The sequence below is a fragment of the Aliidiomarina sp. genome (assembly GCF_022565475.1).
In the GTDB taxonomy this organism is placed as follows: Bacteria; Pseudomonadota; Gammaproteobacteria; order Enterobacterales; family Alteromonadaceae; genus Aliidiomarina.
This window is the reverse complement of sequence record NZ_JAIUMR010000001.1, coordinates 378,035-394,553: the sequence shown is the minus strand read 5'-3', so window position 1 is coordinate 394,553 and position 16,519 is coordinate 378,035. Positions and strand designations below refer to the sequence as shown.

Below are 16,519 nucleotides of genomic sequence, written 5' to 3'. Positions count from 1 at the left end.
TCAGCAATGGCGAAACCCCCGAAAGACCCGAATGACGAACAGGTGATTGAGCAACGCGCAGTGCAGTTGCTCAGCCGCCGTGAACAAAGTGAATTCGAGTTGGTGCAAAAGCTCTGCCAACGTGGCTTTAACCGTCCCGCTGTCCTTCAAGTTGTCGAACGTTTGCAAGCGCGGCGTTGGCAGTCTGACGAACGTTTCGCTGAAATGTTTTATCGCAGTCGCGTCGAACAAGGTTATGGGCCGTTAAAAATTAAAGCCGAAATGCAGCAACGCGGCATCAATTCGGTCTTGATCGAAACCATCTTTACTAACTACGCGACTGACTGGCGCGCGCTCGCTGTGGAGCGCTACCGACGCAAGTACGGTTGTGGTATTCCAGCACACCTGGATGCGAAAGAGCGTAGCAAACGCCAGCGTTTTTTAGCCCAACGCGGCTTTTCGATCGAACAGGTGTATGCGGCTGAACGGGCAGCGCAGGAATCCGATGAGAATGCGGGTTAAGCGTCTGTTTTCTGTTCGTCCCCTATGCTAATCTTAGCCACATGTTTCACGCGCTCGTGCAAGCCGGTATCGCCTTAGTGCTTCTGCACGAGAATCCACTATAGGATTTTCCTTGAAGAATTCGCGACGCGTGCCCATGTATCAGTTTTAATTCATCGTAACGATTGCTAACCGAGCGCAGGATAGAAGCTTTATGAGTATGAGTAGTGCCGAAATTCGCACGGCGTTTTTAAATTTTTTCGCAGAGCGTGGCCATCAAGTGGTACAAAGCTCGTCTTTAATTCCCGGTAACGACGCGACTTTGCTCTTTACAAATGCCGGTATGGTGCCGTTCAAGGATGTCTTCCTCGGCACTGACAAGCGCGACTATACGCGGGCAACTAGTTCGCAGCGCTGTGTGCGCGCGGGTGGTAAGCACAATGACCTCGAGAACGTTGGTTATACCGCCCGTCACCACACTTTTTTCGAAATGCTCGGTAATTTCAGTTTTGGTGATTACTTCAAACGCGAAGCAATTCAATACGCGTGGACATTTTTGACCGACACGTTAGCGTTACCAAAAGAAAAGCTTTGGGTGACTGTTTTTGAAGAAGACGATGAAGCTTATGCAATTTGGGCCAAAGAAATTGGCGTACCGGAAGATCGCATTAGTCGCATCGGCGCAAAAGATAACTTCTGGCAAATGGGTGACACTGGACCTTGCGGCCCATGCTCTGAAATTTTCTATGACCACGGTGAAGAGGTGTGGGGCGGACCGCCGGGTACTCCAGAGGAAGACGGCGACCGTTACATCGAGATTTGGAACTTGGTCTTCATGCAGTACAACCGTCAAGCTGACGGCACCTTGGAACCCTTGCCAAAACCGTCCGTTGATACGGGAATGGGCCTAGAGCGTATCGCCGCTGTTCTGCAACATGTGCACTCGAACTATGAAACGGATACCTTTGTTGCGCTCATCAAAGCCGCTGCGCAAGCTGTCGGAACTGATGATTTGTCAGCACAGTCGTTACGCGTGATTGCCGATCATATTCGTTCTTGCTCATTCTTAATTGCTGACGGCGTTCTGCCGTCGAATGAAGGCCGTGGTTACGTTCTGCGTCGGATTATTCGTCGTGCCGTACGTCATGGCTCGAAATTGGGCGCCGAAGGTCCGTTTTTCCATCAATTGGTGCAAGAGCTCGTCAACTTAATGGGCGAAGCCTACCCAGAGCTAGTCAGCGCACAAAGCCGAATTGAAAAAGCCTTGTTACAGGAAGAGCAGCAATTTGCGCGTACCCTGCAGCGTGGCTTGAGCTTATTAGAAAGTGCCGTGGCCGAACTACCAGAGCAGGGTGTGCTTGCCGGTGATGTCGTGTTTAAGCTCTACGACACTTACGGTTTCCCTTACGACTTAACTGCGGATATTCTTCGTGAACGCGGTTACGGCTTAGATGAAGCTGGCTTTGAGTCAGCGATGGCTGAACAGCGAGCGCGGGCGCAGCAAGCGTCACAATTTGGTGAAGATTATAATGCACGTCTGAGTGCAGAAACGACCAGTTCCTTCTCGGGTTATAGTGACTACGAAGGCCAAGCGACGATTACTGAGATTTTCCGTGACGGCGAGGCGGTGAATGCGTTAGCGCCGGGCGAAGCCGGTATTGTCGTGCTCGATCAAACGCCTTTCTATGCAGAAAGCGGCGGGCAGGTTGGCGACGTTGGGGTGTTTGAAGTCGACGGAGAGCCAGTCTTTACCGTCACTGACACTCAGTACATTGGTAAAGCAATTGCGCACCATGGCGTGAGTGACGTTGAACTTTCCGTCGGCCAGTCGCTGACTGCGGTGGTTGACGATGAGCGCCGCTGGGCGATTCGCCGCAACCATTCAGCCACGCATTTGATTCATGCGGCGTTACGCAACGTCCTTGGTGACCATGTGGCGCAGAAGGGCTCATTGGTCGACGATCAACGTTTGCGTTTCGACTTCGCTCATCCGCAAGCAGTAACGGCGGAAGAGTTACAAGCGATTGAAACGCAAGTGAATGAACAAATTCGCTTGAATACGCCGTTAACCACCGACGTCTTGCCGATTGAAGAAGCAAAAGCGCGTGGCGCGATGGCCTTGTTCGGTGAAAAATATGACGACCAGGTTCGAGTCGTGCAAATGGGCGACTATTCACTTGAGTTGTGTGGTGGAACCCACGTGCAGCGGACCGGTGATATTGGTAGTTTCCGCGTGTCCTCGGAAGCAGGTATCGCATCCGGTGTGCGCCGAATTGAAGCAGTGACAGGAGCAGGTGCGGTCGCCTATACCCAAGCGCAGCAGCAGCAGTTGCAAAAGGTTGCTAGCCTGTTTAAAGCTGACCCAGCCGCAGTCGGTGAGCGTATTGAGCAGCTTATCGGCCGTCAAAAGCAGTTAGAGAAGGAACTGGCAGAACTGCAACGTCAGTTGTCGCAACAAGCGGGTGCTTCGTTGCTGGATAGCGCGAAAGAAATTCACGGCGTTAAAGCAATTATTGCTGAAGTGACGAACACGGAAGCTAAAGCGCTGCGTGAGATGGTCGATGATCTTAAGAATCGATTAGGTTCAGGCATCGTCTTCCTGGGTCTGCGCCAGGGTGACAAGGTGAGTTTAATAGCCGGTGTTACTAAAGACCTGACAGGCCGTGTGAAAGCGGGTGAACTAGTTAATTTTGTTGCTAGTCAAGTCGGTGGCAAGGGCGGCGGACGGCCAGATATGGCTCAGGCCGGTGGTACCGACGGTAGTAAACTCGATGAAGCTTTAGCAAGTGTGTCAAGCTGGCTGGAAGAACAGTTAGCTTAGCGTCAATACAAGGCTGATATGAACCGAAATATCAGCCTTTTTCTTAAGTAAAGAGTCAACAACTAAGAAACAGCACAGTCAGTGAACTTTCTGAGGCGATTAGGCGTTCTTGAGGTGCAAATTGGTTGGAAAACACTATCGCCAATTTTCATTAGTTGATAGACTATCGTGCCCACTTGGAAATGTGGTTGGTATGGATAAGGGACGAATCGTAAGGAGCGGGTAATGCTAATTTTAACAAGACGTGTTGGTGAGACACTTATGATTGGTGACGATGTCACAGTGACGGTGCTTGGTGTTAAAGGTAACCAAGTCCGTATTGGTGTCAACGCTCCGAAAGATGTGTCAGTTCACCGAGAAGAAATTTATATGCGGATTCAAGCCGAGAAAGACAACAAGTCTGACGGTGAAGCATAGGTCGAAGGAACGGTTTTGCCGTAAAAAGCGGCAGAGTGATTAAATAAAACGCATTTAAACCAAGAGTTTTAAAAAAGCGTTTGACATGCTCGCTCAAATCGCTATCATTCGTGCCCATCAAGACGCGGTGAGGTGGCCGAGAGGCTGAAGGCGCTCCCCTGCTAAGGGAGTATAGGGTTTGTAGCCCTATCGAGGGTTCGAATCCCTCCCTCACCGCCAGTTTTTGCAGTCATGTAAAAACAAAAAGTTTAGGTTAACGACGCGCTCGTAGCTCAGCTGGATAGAGTACCTGGCTACGAACCAGGCGGGCGGAGGTTCGAATCCTCCCGAGCGCGCCATTTCTTCTTACCTCTGAAATTCTTCCTTAACCTTGACTTACTATCGCTGTTCAGCGATTCCTTGTGTGCTTATTGCCCTTGCTCAGTTCGAGGCTTGCGCGACACCATCATTGCAATACCGAATTCTTTTCCTTAATCGGACCGATCAGTGGATTAAGCACTGTAAACTAGAAAGCATCTATACCCACTATAAATAAAGCCGATACCCTGATAACTTTCCTTTCCCCCGTAGTTTATTTACAATCATCTAACAATTCTAACTTTACGTACAGGCAAGGAAGGGTATGTCGGACTTATTTTTGCAGGCTGCGGAAATGATGCTTGCTGGTATGGGCGTGGTGTTTGTCTTCCTGATATTACTCACCGGCGCGGTCACCTTGTTAACCAAACTATGTCCTGAGGCGAGCATCGACTCAGAGGCGTCTAATGCGTCATCTTCAGGCGCTGTCAACGAAGACTCGGATGCAAAAAAATTAGCTGCAATTGCTGTCGCCGTGAAGCGCTATCGCGCAAGTAAATCAGACAATCCAGCCTCAGACGCTTAGGGAGTCATTTTATGTCCAAACCATTATTACTGACCGAATTGGTCCTGCGCGACGCACATCAGTCGCTCCTAGCGACTCGTTTGCGCCTCGACGATATGCTGCCGATCGCAGAGAAGCTCGATCAAGCAGGTTTTTGGTCGCTTGAAACCTGGGGTGGGGCAACATTCGATGCCTGTATTCGTTATTTAGGTGAGGATCCGTGGGAACGCCTACGTGAACTAAAAAAGGCGATGCCAAATACTCGCCAGCAAATGCTCCTGCGCGGCCAGAACCTGCTGGGTTACCGTCATTACGCTGATGACGTGGTCAAACGCTTTGTCGAGCGAGCGCGGACAAATGGCGTCGATGTTTTTCGTATTTTTGATGCCATGAATGACGTACGTAATTTAAAGACGGCAATTGAAGCAACGATCGCGAATGATGGCCATGCGCAAGGCACTATGTCGTATACCGTCAGCCCAGTGCACACTCGGGAAAAATGGGTGGCGATGGCGAAAGAGTTAGAAGATATGGGCTGCCATTCGATTTGTATTAAAGACATGGCCGGACTACTGCGCCCCTACGAGGCTGAAGGGCTGATTACTGAACTGAAAGCGAACGTGTCGGTGCCGATTGCGATGCAATGTCATGCAACGACGGGGTTAAGTACGGCTACCTATCAAAAGGCGATAGACGCCGGCATTGATATGCTCGACACCGCGATTTCGTCGATGAGTATGACCTACGGTCACAGTGCCACCGAAACTCTAGTGGCGATGGTCGAAGGAACCGAGCGAGACACCGGACTTAATTTGGCAGAGCTTGAAGAAATTGCTTCCTATTTTCGTCAGGTCCGGAAGAAATACGCCCGATTTGAAGGTTCACTGAAAGGCGTCGATGCTCGCATTCTGTTGGCGCAAGTGCCGGGTGGCATGTTGACCAACATGGAAAATCAGTTACGTGAGCAGAAAGCATTGGATAAATTTGATCAAGTGCTGGAAGAAATTCCACGTGTGCGTGAGGATTTAGGCTTTATTCCATTGGTGACACCAACGTCGCAAATTGTCGGTACCCAAGCGGTACTCAACGTTCTAACCGGTGAACGTTACAAGTCGGTTTCAAAAGAAACGGTCGGTGTCTTAAAAGGTGAATATGGTGCGACCGCAGCCCCTGTGAATGCAGAACTACAGAAGAAAGTGTTGGCTGGCGCTGAGGCAATTACGTGTCGACCTGCGGATCTGATTGACGATGAGTTAGAAGCGCTGACGATAGAGTTACAAGAAAAAGCAAAATCTGACAACATTCGCCTCGCAGAGGCAATTGTCGATGACGTACTCACTTACGCTTTGTTCCCGCAAATTGGTCTTAAATTTTTACAGAATCGTGACAACCCAGACGCGTTCGAGCCGGTGCCGAGTGTTGAAAATGCAACACCAGTTCGTAAAGCCGAGACCGGCGACAATAGTATTGAACGCTATGACGTTTGTATTTCTGGCGAGTGTTTTTCAGTTGAAGTTGGCCCAGATGGTAGCTTAAAGGCGGAGTCGAGTCGTTCCTCGAATACCACAACTGAATCGCAACCGAAACCGGCAGCGGCGCCACAAGCGAGCGCCAATGCGCACGCGTTGCACGCGCCTTTGTCAGGCAACTTATGGAAGTATCAAGTGAAGCCGGGTGACGCTGTGAAGTCAGGTGATGTTGTCGTTATTCTGGAAGCGATGAAAATGGAAACAGAAGTCCGTGCCGACCGCGATGGTGTGATTGTTGAATTGAAGGCTCGTGAAGGCGATAGTGTGATTTCCGGTGACATCTTGTTGACCATTGAAGGGAACGCCTAAGCGCTATGGAAACTTTATTAACATTGTGGAACACCACTGGTTTTGCAGGGCTGTCACTCGGTGCCATCGTCATGATCGGGGTCGGCTTGTTGCTGGTCTATTTAGCCATCGTGCATAAATTCGAACCGTTGTTGTTATTGCCAATTGGTTTCGGTGCCGTGCTCGCGAATATCCCACTCGCTGGCATGAATGAGCCTGGTGGGATTCTCTATTTACTCTATGAACTTGGTATTGCCACGGGGTTATTCCCGCTGCTAATTTTTCTCGGTGTTGGGGCGATGACGGACTTCGGTGCTTTGCTCGCGAATCCGCGTATGCTTTTGCTCGGCGCCGCGGCACAGTTTGGCATATTTGCCACCTTACTGGGTGCGATCGCGCTAAACTGGGTTCCCGGTGTTGAATTTACCCTGCAGCAAGCGGCAGCAATTGCCATTATCGGCGGCGCTGATGGTCCGACAGCGATTTATTTAGCGTCGCAGTTGGCACCTGAACTACTTGGTGCTATTGCTGTTGCGGCATATTCCTATATGGCGCTAGTACCGGTATTACAGCCGCCGGTGATGCGTCTACTCACCACGGAAAAAGAACGAAAAATTCGCATGACACAGTTAAAACCAGTGTCGAAGCGTGCGAAGATCCTGTTTCCCTTGATGGTGTTGGTCATGACTTTACTGCTGTTACCAACAGCTGCGCCGTTAGTCGGGATGTTTTGTCTCGGGAATCTAATGCGCGAAAGCGGCGTGGTGGATCGTCTTAGTAAGACCGCTCAAAATGAATTAATTAACCTCGTCACCATTTTTCTCGGTTTAGCGGTTGGTGCCCAATTAACAGCGGCTTCGTTCTTATCGGCGCAGACTATTGGTATTCTACTGCTTGGTGCTGTGGCCTTTACGATTGGTACTGCGGCTGGCGTTTTGATGGCAAAGCTAATGAATCTTGTCAGTAAGCAAGAAATTAATCCACTGATCGGCGCCGCAGGTGTTTCGGCAGTGCCGATGGCAGCGCGGGTCGTCAATAAAGAGGGATTAAAAGCGGACCAGCATAACTTCTTGTTAATGCACGCTATGGGCCCCAACGTAGCTGGTGTATTGGGCTCTGCGGTTGCCGCAGGGGTTCTGCTCGCGTTAGCGGGTTAACCAGCAGGTTGGATATACACTTGAAAGCCCTGTACAGCGAGTGTAGGGCTTTTTTGATCAGCGTGTAAGCCAGAGCATTAAGCTATAAAAAGCCGCGATGACGGCGCTTACAATCAATATATATAGATAACCCTGCTTACCTTGGCGCAAACTGTAGCCGTTCATTTGCAGGTAAATCGTCCATAACAAACAGAGCAGAAACGGGATTAAAAATAAAAATCGAATCATTGTGAGTTATCCGTTGTTGTTTCATCCGCGAGACTTGTTAAATCTTGAGCCGCCTGTTCAGCATGGTCAAGCAGTCCTTCTAAACCGCTGATTTGGTCTGCCACAGCGCCGACATTGCGCTCGTTGACCGCAGCTTCTAAACCTGCGGCTTTGTCTGCGAGTGCAACGAGACCAAGATTAGCTGCAGCACCTTTTAGCGAGTGGAAATAACGACGCGCTTCTTCATTCTGACCGCGGGTGATGAATTCAGAAACGGTCATCGCTGAACCTCGATAACTCGCGACTAAATGGTTTAATAACTTAATATACAACTCATGATTATGATTCAAGCGTTGCAGTGCTTGCTCCAGCTGAATACCTTTCATTTGTGGATATTTGGGCTTTCCAACCGGCGCCTGTGGTTCACTAGGTTGTTCGAATTCAGTGTTCGCCTGATAGGGGCCAGGTAGTGCCCATTTTTCAATTTGACTGAGCAGCAAGGATTCATCGATTGGCTTAGGAATATGGCCTTGCATGCCGGCAGCAAGAGATTTCTCGGCATCACCGCTCATCGCATTTGCGGTCATGGCAAGAATTGGCAATTGTTGATAACTGTAAAATTGGCGAATGGTTTCGGCCGCTCGATAACCATCCATGACTGGCATTTGGATGTCCATCAGGACCAGCGCGTATTTGTTTTTTTGCACTTTTTCGACGGCAACTTCACCGTTTTCCGCAAGGTCAATACGGAAGCCGTGACCGCTGAGCATTTCTCTCGCGACGTGCTGATTAATTTCATTATCTTCGACCACGAGAATCGGCGCACCAACTAAGCTGGCATTGACGGTACTCGCCTGAACTTCTTGGCCTTGCGGATCTACTTTTTGACCACTCAAAGCGCCGTTCATCGCGCGTGCCAGTGTCGCTGTAGTGTAAGGTTTGGTAATAAAGTCATGAGTGCCGGCAGCGCGAGCTTTTTCAGCTAACTCCTCGGCGTAATAGCCGGTGGCTAAAATCATTTTTGGTCGTTGTTCAGGGCTGAGTTTCTTCTGTAATCGCTCGACCAGCTCTAATCCATCGATGCCCGGTAGACGCCAATCGATAATCAGAATTTGGAACGGCTTACCTTCGGAGATAGCTTGTTTCACCAGTTGTATTGCTTGTTCACCACTGTGGCAGGTATGTGCTTCCATTCCATATGAGCGCAAGGTTTCTTTGAGCATTTCACGGGTACTGGTGTTGTCATCAATGGCCAGTACTTTTGTACCTGCGAGACGACTCATCAAGAGTTGATGATGCGAACTGTCTTGGCTCTCCTGCACCGGCAAGGTTAATTCAATGAAGAAATTTGAACCTTGGTTCAAGGCACTTTGCACGGCCATATCCCCATTCATGAGCTTGGTCAGGCGGTGTGAGATAGCGAGGCCAAGGCCAGTACCACCGTATTTGCGTGTGGTTGAACTGTCGGCTTGAGTAAAGGCGTTAAAGAGCATGGCGCGCTGTTCTTCTGTCATACCAATGCCGGTGTCACGAACCTCAATGCGTAACCATATTTTATCTGGGGCGCGATCAAGTAGGGTACATGACACACTAATCTCGCCGTCGTCGGTGAACTTGATGGCATTACTGACTAAATTGATGAGGACTTGCTGCAAACGGAGAGGATCGCCGATTAACATGGTGGGTATGTTGGCCGGCAAGTTAATAATAAACTCAAGGCCTTTGTCATAGGCTTTGTAGGCAAACATATCCGCCAGCGTGCTCAGCACTTCATCGAGGTCAAACGGGATTTTTTCGATGACGAGCTTGTTGGCTTCGATTTTCGAGAAGTCGAGAATGTCATTGATCACGCCGAGCAGAGCCTGTGAAGACGAGTCAATGACTTTCAGATAACGTTTCTGCTTATCGTTTAATTCCGTCTTTAACGCGAGGTTGGCCATGCCGACGATCGCATTAATTGGCGTTCGGATCTCATGCGACATATTTGCTAAGAATTCACTTTTCGCTTGGTTTGCCGACTCCGCAGCCTCTCGTGCTTGTTCGGCATTCTCGCGCGCGCGCGACATTTCCTCAGCGGCACGCTTAATGGTGGATATGTCGTAATAGCTGCCAAGAATTCCACTGATATTGCCTTGATCGTCGTACAAAGGGACGCTGGAATGTTCAATCCAGCGAATACCATCATGATCGCCGACGGTCTTGACCGCCAGTTGCATTTCTTGATTGCAGGCCGGCATCCTCGCGGCAAAGGTGGCGCGATCGCGTTCAAGAAGCTCTAGATTGTCTTTTAATACATCGAGTTCAGTGTCTTTTTTACCAAATAACTCATGTGTCGCTTGCAGGCCAAAGTCCTTGAGAAACCCGGGGTTTGCGCCAACAAAACGTAACTCGTGATCACGCCAATACACGCGATTGGGTAAGTCATTGAAAATTTGCTGGAGTAGGCGCGTACTCGTGCTGGAAAAGAAATCTGAATTGGCGGATGCGGTCACGACTTCAATTTGCTTCTTTTGCAGCCACAACCGCACGCCGACTAATACATTAAACAAAAACAAGAAGACGGCAATGAGTGATGCAAGCCAATTCGGCAGGACTAGAATGGCGAGAAAACCAATGGCATTGACGAGCCACAACAACGTTGCTGGAACTGACCATTGAGAGGGACTACTATTGATCATAGAAACTCACTTCCTATCGCTGCAATTTCGAAAATATTGTGGCACACTTATACGCATCATATCAGACAATTTCAGGATGTTGCTTTGTCAATTCAATTCTCTGACCGATTAGCGCACTTTCGGGCTTGTGACCGTGCGCAGCGAGAAGCCGTAACGAAAATTAATCGTGGCATTGAACGTGAAACCCTGCGCATTACCCCAAGCGGTGAACTGGCAACCTCCATGCATCCCGAAAGCCTTGGTTCGACGCTAACACATCCGCTGATTACCACCGATTATGCCGAGGCTTTGCTTGAATTCATTACGCCAGTCGAAACCTCAATAGAAACAACGTTAGCGCAATTGCGCGACATCCACCGTTTTACCTATCAGAATATTGGTAACGAATTATTGTGGCCGCTGAGCATGCCGTGTTACGTGAATGACACCAGTGATATTCGGCTTGCACACTATGGTGACTCGCACATCGGTAAAATGAAAACGACGTATCGGCAGGGGCTGACACATCGTTATGGTGCGGTTATGCAAACCATTGCTGGTGTGCATTTCAATTGGTCAGTAAGCGACGCCATGTGGGCTGAGTTAGCGAAACAAGACCAAGTTAAGGATTCCTCTGCGTATCGTTCGGATCGTTATTTTGGTTTGATTCGTAATTTCAAACGCTGGGCTTGGGTGATTCCGTACTTTTTCGGCGCGTCACCTGTTCTATGTAAGTCATTCCTCAAACATAGTTATGCCGAACTTGATTTCCATGAGCTCGGCGGTGGTATGGTGTATGTGCCGTATGCGACTTCGTTGCGGATGAGTGATCTTGGCTATACCAACAAAGAGCAAGCGGCTTTAAAGATTAGCTACAACTCAATTGAAGACTACGTTGCTGGCTTGCGCCGTGCGGTGTTTACGCGTTCAGAAAGCTTTGCAGATTTTGGCGTGCGTAATGGCGAGCAGTGGAACCAGTTGAATGCCAATATACTTCAGATTGAGAACGAATTTTATTCGCCGATTCGGCCAAAGCGCGTCGCTGAGCCGAGCGAAACGCCGACGCAAGCCCTCGAGCGCGGAGGGGTTCAGTATATTGAAGTTCGTGCGATTGACGTGAACCCATTTAGTTCGGTTGGAATTACAGCTGAGCAAATGCGCTTCCTCGACCTGTTTTTGCTCTACTGTCTTTGGTCCGACAGTCCAGCGTTGTCGCTCGAACAACAACGGCTTACCGAGAGCAATGTAAACCGCGTGGTTTTAAAGGGACGTGAACCTGGACTGACCTTAAATGATGAGGGCGGTGAGGTTTCGATTCAATCGCGATTACGTCAGTTGTTTGACGAGTTGGCGAAAATAGCCACATGGTTGGACACTGACGACAATACGGATTATCAGCAAGCACTTGCAGCGCTTGTGCCTGCAATTGAGAATCCGGAATTGACCTTGTCGGCGAAACTGTTAGGGCATTATCGACAAGCGGTAGAAGAATATCGCCAAGTCGGCTTAGGGCTCGCAGTAAAGTACAAACAAGAACTCGAGAGCAGCGATCTCGAGTACTACAGCGCTGCTGATTTTAAAGCCATGGCGGTGCAGTCACTTGAAGAACAGAAAGCGATTGAAGCAGCAGACCGAGGTACCTTTGCGGAATTTTTAGAGAACTATTTCCTGCGGGCGCTAGACAAAAAAAACGCGCCTTAGCAAGGCGCGTAATCTTAAATCCAGGGGATAAAACATGAAAACTCTACACATAAACTCTGAGCCTTTATTACGTAAGAAGTTCCGAAGGTGTTCAAATAAAAACCACAAGATCTGGTTACTTTCTGTTTTATCAGTGCTTTTTATTTCTGGTTGTAGTACCTCACCACCGCGTGATGCGGAAAACATCTGTAATATCTTCGAGGAACGCCGGGACTGGTGGCGCGCGGCCAACGCGATGAAGAAAGAATGGGACGCACCTATTCACGTACCCATGGCGATCATGTACCAAGAAAGTTCGTTTCGGCACAATGCAGCACCACCGCGGCGGTATATTCTAGGTTTTATTCCTTGGAAACGAGCGAGTGATGCTTATGGTTATGCGCAAGCGAAAACAGGCACCTGGGATGATTATATTCGTGAAACCGGAAATCGTCGTGCCCGCCGCGATAACTTTGCCGACGCGATTGATTTCATCGGTTGGTACATGGATAAGACGTACCGGATTAACGGAGTTTCGAAATGGGACGCGTACGCCCAGTATCTCAATTATCACGAAGGTTGGGGTGGGTATCAGCGGCAAACCTTTTTGCAAAAACAATGGCTTATTCAAGTGTCACGCAACGTCGACACACGCGCTAGTCGTTATGCGCAACAGCTGAATCAATGTGAAGCAAAGCTCAATCGAGGTTGGTTCCGACGCTTGTTCAGTTAATCGAACAAAGAGGCCGCTCACTGAGCGGCCTCTTTGTTTAACGTGCTTTCCGTTTCCGTTTAGGTTGAATACGAACTTGTTCTACCCGGTTATCCGTCACCGCGAGTATTTCAATAATATACCCAGCGATTTTGAGGCACATAGGATGTTCAGGAATATCGCCGAACTCTTCAACGATGAGACCATTTAAGGTTTTGGGTCCGTCGGTCGGAAGATTCACCTTCAGCTCTTTGTTAAGGTCGCGTAAGTTCATCGTTCCTTCAACCAAGTAGGTTCCATCTGCTTGTCGATGCACTGGTTCTTGCGCTTGTCCGGTTATCGACGTGGTAAAGTCCCCAACAATTTCCTCGAGCAAGTCTTCCAAGGTCACCATCCCTTGAATATCACCGTATTCGTCGACCACTAAACCAATCCGCTCTTTGTTATGCTGAAATTTGACTAGCTGGACTGACAGTGGCGTGCCTTCGGGGATGAAGTAGATGTCGCGCGCCCCACGAACAATGGATGCTTTGTCCGGTTCGTGGGTGCGTGTGAGCAGGCGCAACATGTCGCGAGCATGAAGGAAGCCAATTGCATCATCGATTTCTCCGCGATAAAGGAGCACCAAGGTATGCGGCATATTATTGAGCTGGCGAATAATACTGGTTAATTCGTCATTGATGTCGATCGCGGTAATTTCATTGCGCGGTATCATGATGTCATCGACTGTGACTTTCTCTAAATCAAGGATACTCAGCAGCATTTCTTGATGTCGTGAGGGAATCAGTGAGCCTGCTTCATGAACAATCGTTCTTAACTCTTCTGCACTCAGCGTGTCTTTGCCAGCAGCATTGGGGTTAATGCCCATGAGTCGCATCATATTGTTGGTGATAAAATTTACGGCGGCGACGAGCGGATAGAAAATTCGCATCAAGGGTGAAAGTAACATCGAGCTCGGGTAGGCAACGCGCTCAGGATGTAGGGCCGCGATTGTTTTTGGCGTGACTTCAGCAAAAATAAGAATAATCAGGGTCAGCACAACGGTGGCAATCGCAATACCGTAGTCGCCGTAAAGTCGCATGCCAATAATGGTGGCGATGGCCGATGCAGCGATATTGACCAAGTTGTTGCCAATTAGAATAAGACCAATTAGGCGATCTGGCCGGTCGAGTAAACGCGTGACTCGACGTGCGGACTTATTGCCGCTTTGTGCTAAATGACGAAGTTTGTAACGGTTAACCGTCATCATGCCGGTTTCAGATCCGGAGAAATACCCAGAAATCAGAATGAGAACCGCGAGAGCAAGAAATAACGTACCGGTAGATATGTCGTCCAAGTTGGTTTCCTGTTAATGATGTCTATGGTCTTAATGTAGGGGCGTCCGTAGGCAAGTCAAGTGCTTTTTAAAACGAAGCTTTGCTCAGGTGAGCAGGATGTCGCGGACAAAGCGGCTGCCAAAGTAACCAATAATCAGCAGGCTGCTTGCCAACAGCGTATAATAGACGGCAATTCGACCACGTAACCCACGCCAATAGTGAATCGTAAGTACACTTCCAAACGCAATCAGCGCTGCCAATGAAAAAATAGTCTTGTGCAACTGCCCACGAGCAAATAGGTCGTCCATGTAAATAAAGCCGACGGTGACCGCAATCAAGAGAACGATAGTTCCGGTTGTTAATAAACGGAAAAAATATTGTTCAATCGACAGCAATGGTGGCATCCGTTCGGAAACCGCTTTCGCGCTTTTTTGTTTGAGCAGTCGGTTGACATATAAAAGTTGAACCCCATAAAAGGTAGCTAGGGTTAATAATGCAGATGCAATTAAGGCCAGACTCATATGCAAAGCAAAGATTGGACTCATATGGATAGGTCGCCCAACTTCTGCGGGAATAATAAGTACCAGTACCAGGCTCAGCGCTGCTAATCCATAAATAGCGGGGCGAATGAGCAGGCTCGCCGGGTGGTCACCACGAACCGAGTTGAGAAAACTTAAAATCAAGGTAATGATGGCGAGCGAAATGAATAGATTAATTTTGACCCAAGAGGTTTCGGTAAAGACGCCAAATAAGGCGAATGCGTGAGTAGCAAGTGCGATGATACTGAAAATCAAAGCACGGCGGCGCATACGATGCGGTGCGCCGAGGCGCGCACTGAGAATAAACGCACTGATCACATAGGCAAGAATGCTGATACTGGCCAACGTTGTATGCATGATTACCGCTTTCCTTAGGAATCTGAGTTAAATGAATTTATTCACTTTCTAGGAAGAGTATAAGCGTGTGCATCGCCAAACCCAACCTCATTCCGTATAATACCTGAAACTGAGCTGACAGGAAGAGAGTATGTTTGAAAACCTGAGCGAACGATTATCCCAGAGTCTGCGCAATATTAGCGGGCGTGGGCGGTTAACCGAAGACAATATTAAAGACACCTTACGTGAAGTACGTATGGCTTTGCTCGAGGCGGATGTCGCCTTACCCGTAGTCAAAGACTTTATTGCTAAAGTCAAAGAGCGGGCATTGGGCACTGAGGTCAATAAAAATCTCAATCCAGGGCAAGTGTTTGTCAAAATCGTTCGGACTGAACTTGAAGCGGCCATGGGCGAAGCCAATGCACCGCTGAATCTAGCCACTCAGCCGCCAGCTGTCATGATGATGGCCGGTTTGCAAGGTGCGGGTAAAACCACAAGTGTAGGCAAACTCGCGCGCTTCCTGAAAGAAAAGCAGAAGAAAAAAGTTCTTGTGGTTAGTGCGGACGTTTATCGTCCGGCGGCAATTGCCCAGCTCGAGCGGTTAGCGGCCGATGTTGATGTTGAATTCTTTCCATCGAACATCGAGCAAAAGCCAATTGATATCGCGAATGCGGCAATTGACCACGCGCGCAGAAAATTTCTTGATGTGGTGCTGGTCGATACAGCCGGTCGGTTGGCGATTGATACCGCCATGATGGAAGAAATTAAAGCGTTGCATGAGGCGATTAAACCGATCGAGACCCTCTTTGTGGTTGACGCGATGACTGGTCAAGACGCTGCAAATACCGCGAAAGCATTTAATGAAGCCTTGCCGCTGACCGGTGTTATCTTGACGAAGGTGGATGGTGATGCACGTGGCGGTGCGGCGCTTTCTATTCGTCACATCACCGGCAAGCCGATCAAGTTTTTGGGTGTCGGTGAGAAAAATGATGCACTCGAGCCGTTCCACCCTGATCGCATTGCCTCGCGCATTCTTGGTATGGGCGATGTGTTGTCGCTGATCGAGCAAGTGGAGTCGAAGGTCGACCGGGCTAAAGCCGAAAAGGTCGCGAAGAAGGTCATGACCAGCGGTAAATTCAGTTTAGAAGACTTCCGCGAGCAATTGCAGCAAATGAAAAGCATGGGCGGTATGATGGGGCTCATGGATAAATTACCAGGAATGGGACAAATGGCCGGCAAGCTGCAAGGCCAAATGGATGATAAAGTTACCATTCGAATGGAAGCGATTATCAGCTCAATGACACCTCAGGAGCGCGAGCATCCGGATATCATCAAGGGCTCTCGCAAGCGCCGAATTGCCGCTGGGTCAGGTGTTCAGGTTCAAGACGTGAACAAGTTACTCAAGCAATTTAGTCAAATGCAAAAGATGATGAAAAAAATGAAAGGTGGTGGAATGGCCAAGATGATGCGGCAACTGGGCGGCAAAATGCCCCCTGGAATGTTCCCCGGGCGCTAACA

12 protein-coding genes and 2 tRNA genes are annotated in these 16,519 nt (G+C 49.1%); 11 read left to right on the top strand and 3 right to left on the bottom strand.

Annotated features, from left to right (window positions below):
* Positions 1-6 precede the first annotated feature (6 nt).
* From LAT77_RS01710 to LAT77_RS01675, 8 genes are all read left to right on the top strand, one after another.
* The gene (locus tag LAT77_RS01710) at positions 7-501 is read left to right on the top strand and encodes a regulatory protein RecX (protein WP_290562801.1); all 495 of its coding nucleotides are present in this window, start codon (positions 7-9) and stop codon (positions 499-501) included.
* A gap of 193 nt (positions 502-694) precedes the next feature.
* Complete coding sequence (gene alaS / locus LAT77_RS01705) at positions 695-3,301, top strand: alanine--tRNA ligase (protein WP_290562800.1); 2,607 nt, start codon at positions 695-697, stop codon at positions 3,299-3,301.
* 225 nt (positions 3,302-3,526) lie between these two features.
* Positions 3,527-3,718, top strand: coding sequence for a carbon storage regulator CsrA (gene csrA / locus LAT77_RS01700; RefSeq protein ID WP_290562799.1), 192 nt, complete (start codon positions 3,527-3,529; stop codon positions 3,716-3,718).
* 126 nt (positions 3,719-3,844) lie between these two features.
* A tRNA-Ser gene (locus tag LAT77_RS01695) sits at positions 3,845-3,937 on the top strand.
* 42 nt (positions 3,938-3,979) lie between these two features.
* A tRNA-Arg gene (locus LAT77_RS01690) sits at positions 3,980-4,056 on the top strand.
* Between the two features lie 284 nt (positions 4,057-4,340).
* A complete protein-coding gene (locus tag LAT77_RS01685; protein ID WP_290562798.1) occupies positions 4,341-4,601 on the top strand; it encodes an OadG family transporter subunit in 261 nt (86 codons plus the stop codon).
* An 11-nt stretch (positions 4,602-4,612) separates the two neighbouring features.
* Positions 4,613-6,418 (top strand): sodium-extruding oxaloacetate decarboxylase subunit alpha, encoded by a 1,806-nt coding sequence (gene oadA / locus LAT77_RS01680; RefSeq protein WP_290562797.1) that lies wholly within the window; start codon positions 4,613-4,615, stop codon positions 6,416-6,418.
* Positions 6,419-6,423: 5 nt separating this feature from the next.
* Entirely contained in the window at positions 6,424-7,554 is a 1,131-nt protein-coding gene (locus LAT77_RS01675) for a sodium ion-translocating decarboxylase subunit beta (RefSeq protein ID WP_290562796.1), read from the top strand.
* Between the two features lie 224 nt (positions 7,555-7,778).
* Here LAT77_RS01675 and LAT77_RS01670 read toward each other — a convergent pair whose 3' ends face one another.
* Complete coding sequence (locus LAT77_RS01670) at positions 7,779-10,439, bottom strand: response regulator (RefSeq protein WP_290562795.1); 2,661 nt, start codon at positions 10,437-10,439, stop codon at positions 7,779-7,781.
* 84 nt (positions 10,440-10,523) lie between these two features.
* On the opposite strand from LAT77_RS01670, the gene gshA reads away from it, so the two are divergent.
* Entirely contained in the window at positions 10,524-12,119 is a 1,596-nt protein-coding gene (gene gshA, locus LAT77_RS01665) for a glutamate--cysteine ligase (protein ID WP_290562794.1), read from the top strand.
* Positions 12,120-12,153: 34 nt separating this feature from the next.
* A complete protein-coding gene (locus LAT77_RS01660; protein ID WP_290562793.1) occupies positions 12,154-12,831 on the top strand; it encodes a hypothetical protein in 678 nt (225 codons plus the stop codon).
* A 37-nt stretch (positions 12,832-12,868) separates the two neighbouring features.
* Here the strand turns inward: LAT77_RS01660 and LAT77_RS01655 are convergent, their stop codons facing one another.
* Both LAT77_RS01655 and LAT77_RS01650 read right to left on the bottom strand, forming a co-directional pair.
* Positions 12,869-14,146 (bottom strand): HlyC/CorC family transporter, encoded by a 1,278-nt coding sequence (locus tag LAT77_RS01655; RefSeq protein ID WP_290562792.1) that lies wholly within the window; start codon positions 14,144-14,146, stop codon positions 12,869-12,871.
* 84 nt (positions 14,147-14,230) lie between these two features.
* The gene (locus LAT77_RS01650) at positions 14,231-15,022 is read right to left on the bottom strand and encodes an inner membrane protein YpjD (protein WP_290562791.1); all 792 of its coding nucleotides are present in this window, start codon (positions 15,020-15,022) and stop codon (positions 14,231-14,233) included.
* A 130-nt stretch (positions 15,023-15,152) separates the two neighbouring features.
* Here LAT77_RS01650 and ffh point away from each other — a divergent pair, with 130 nt between their 5' ends.
* Positions 15,153-16,517, top strand: a complete 1,365-nt coding sequence (gene ffh / locus LAT77_RS01645; RefSeq protein WP_290562790.1) for a signal recognition particle protein — start codon at positions 15,153-15,155, stop codon at positions 16,515-16,517.
* Positions 16,518-16,519: the final 2 nt, after the last annotated feature.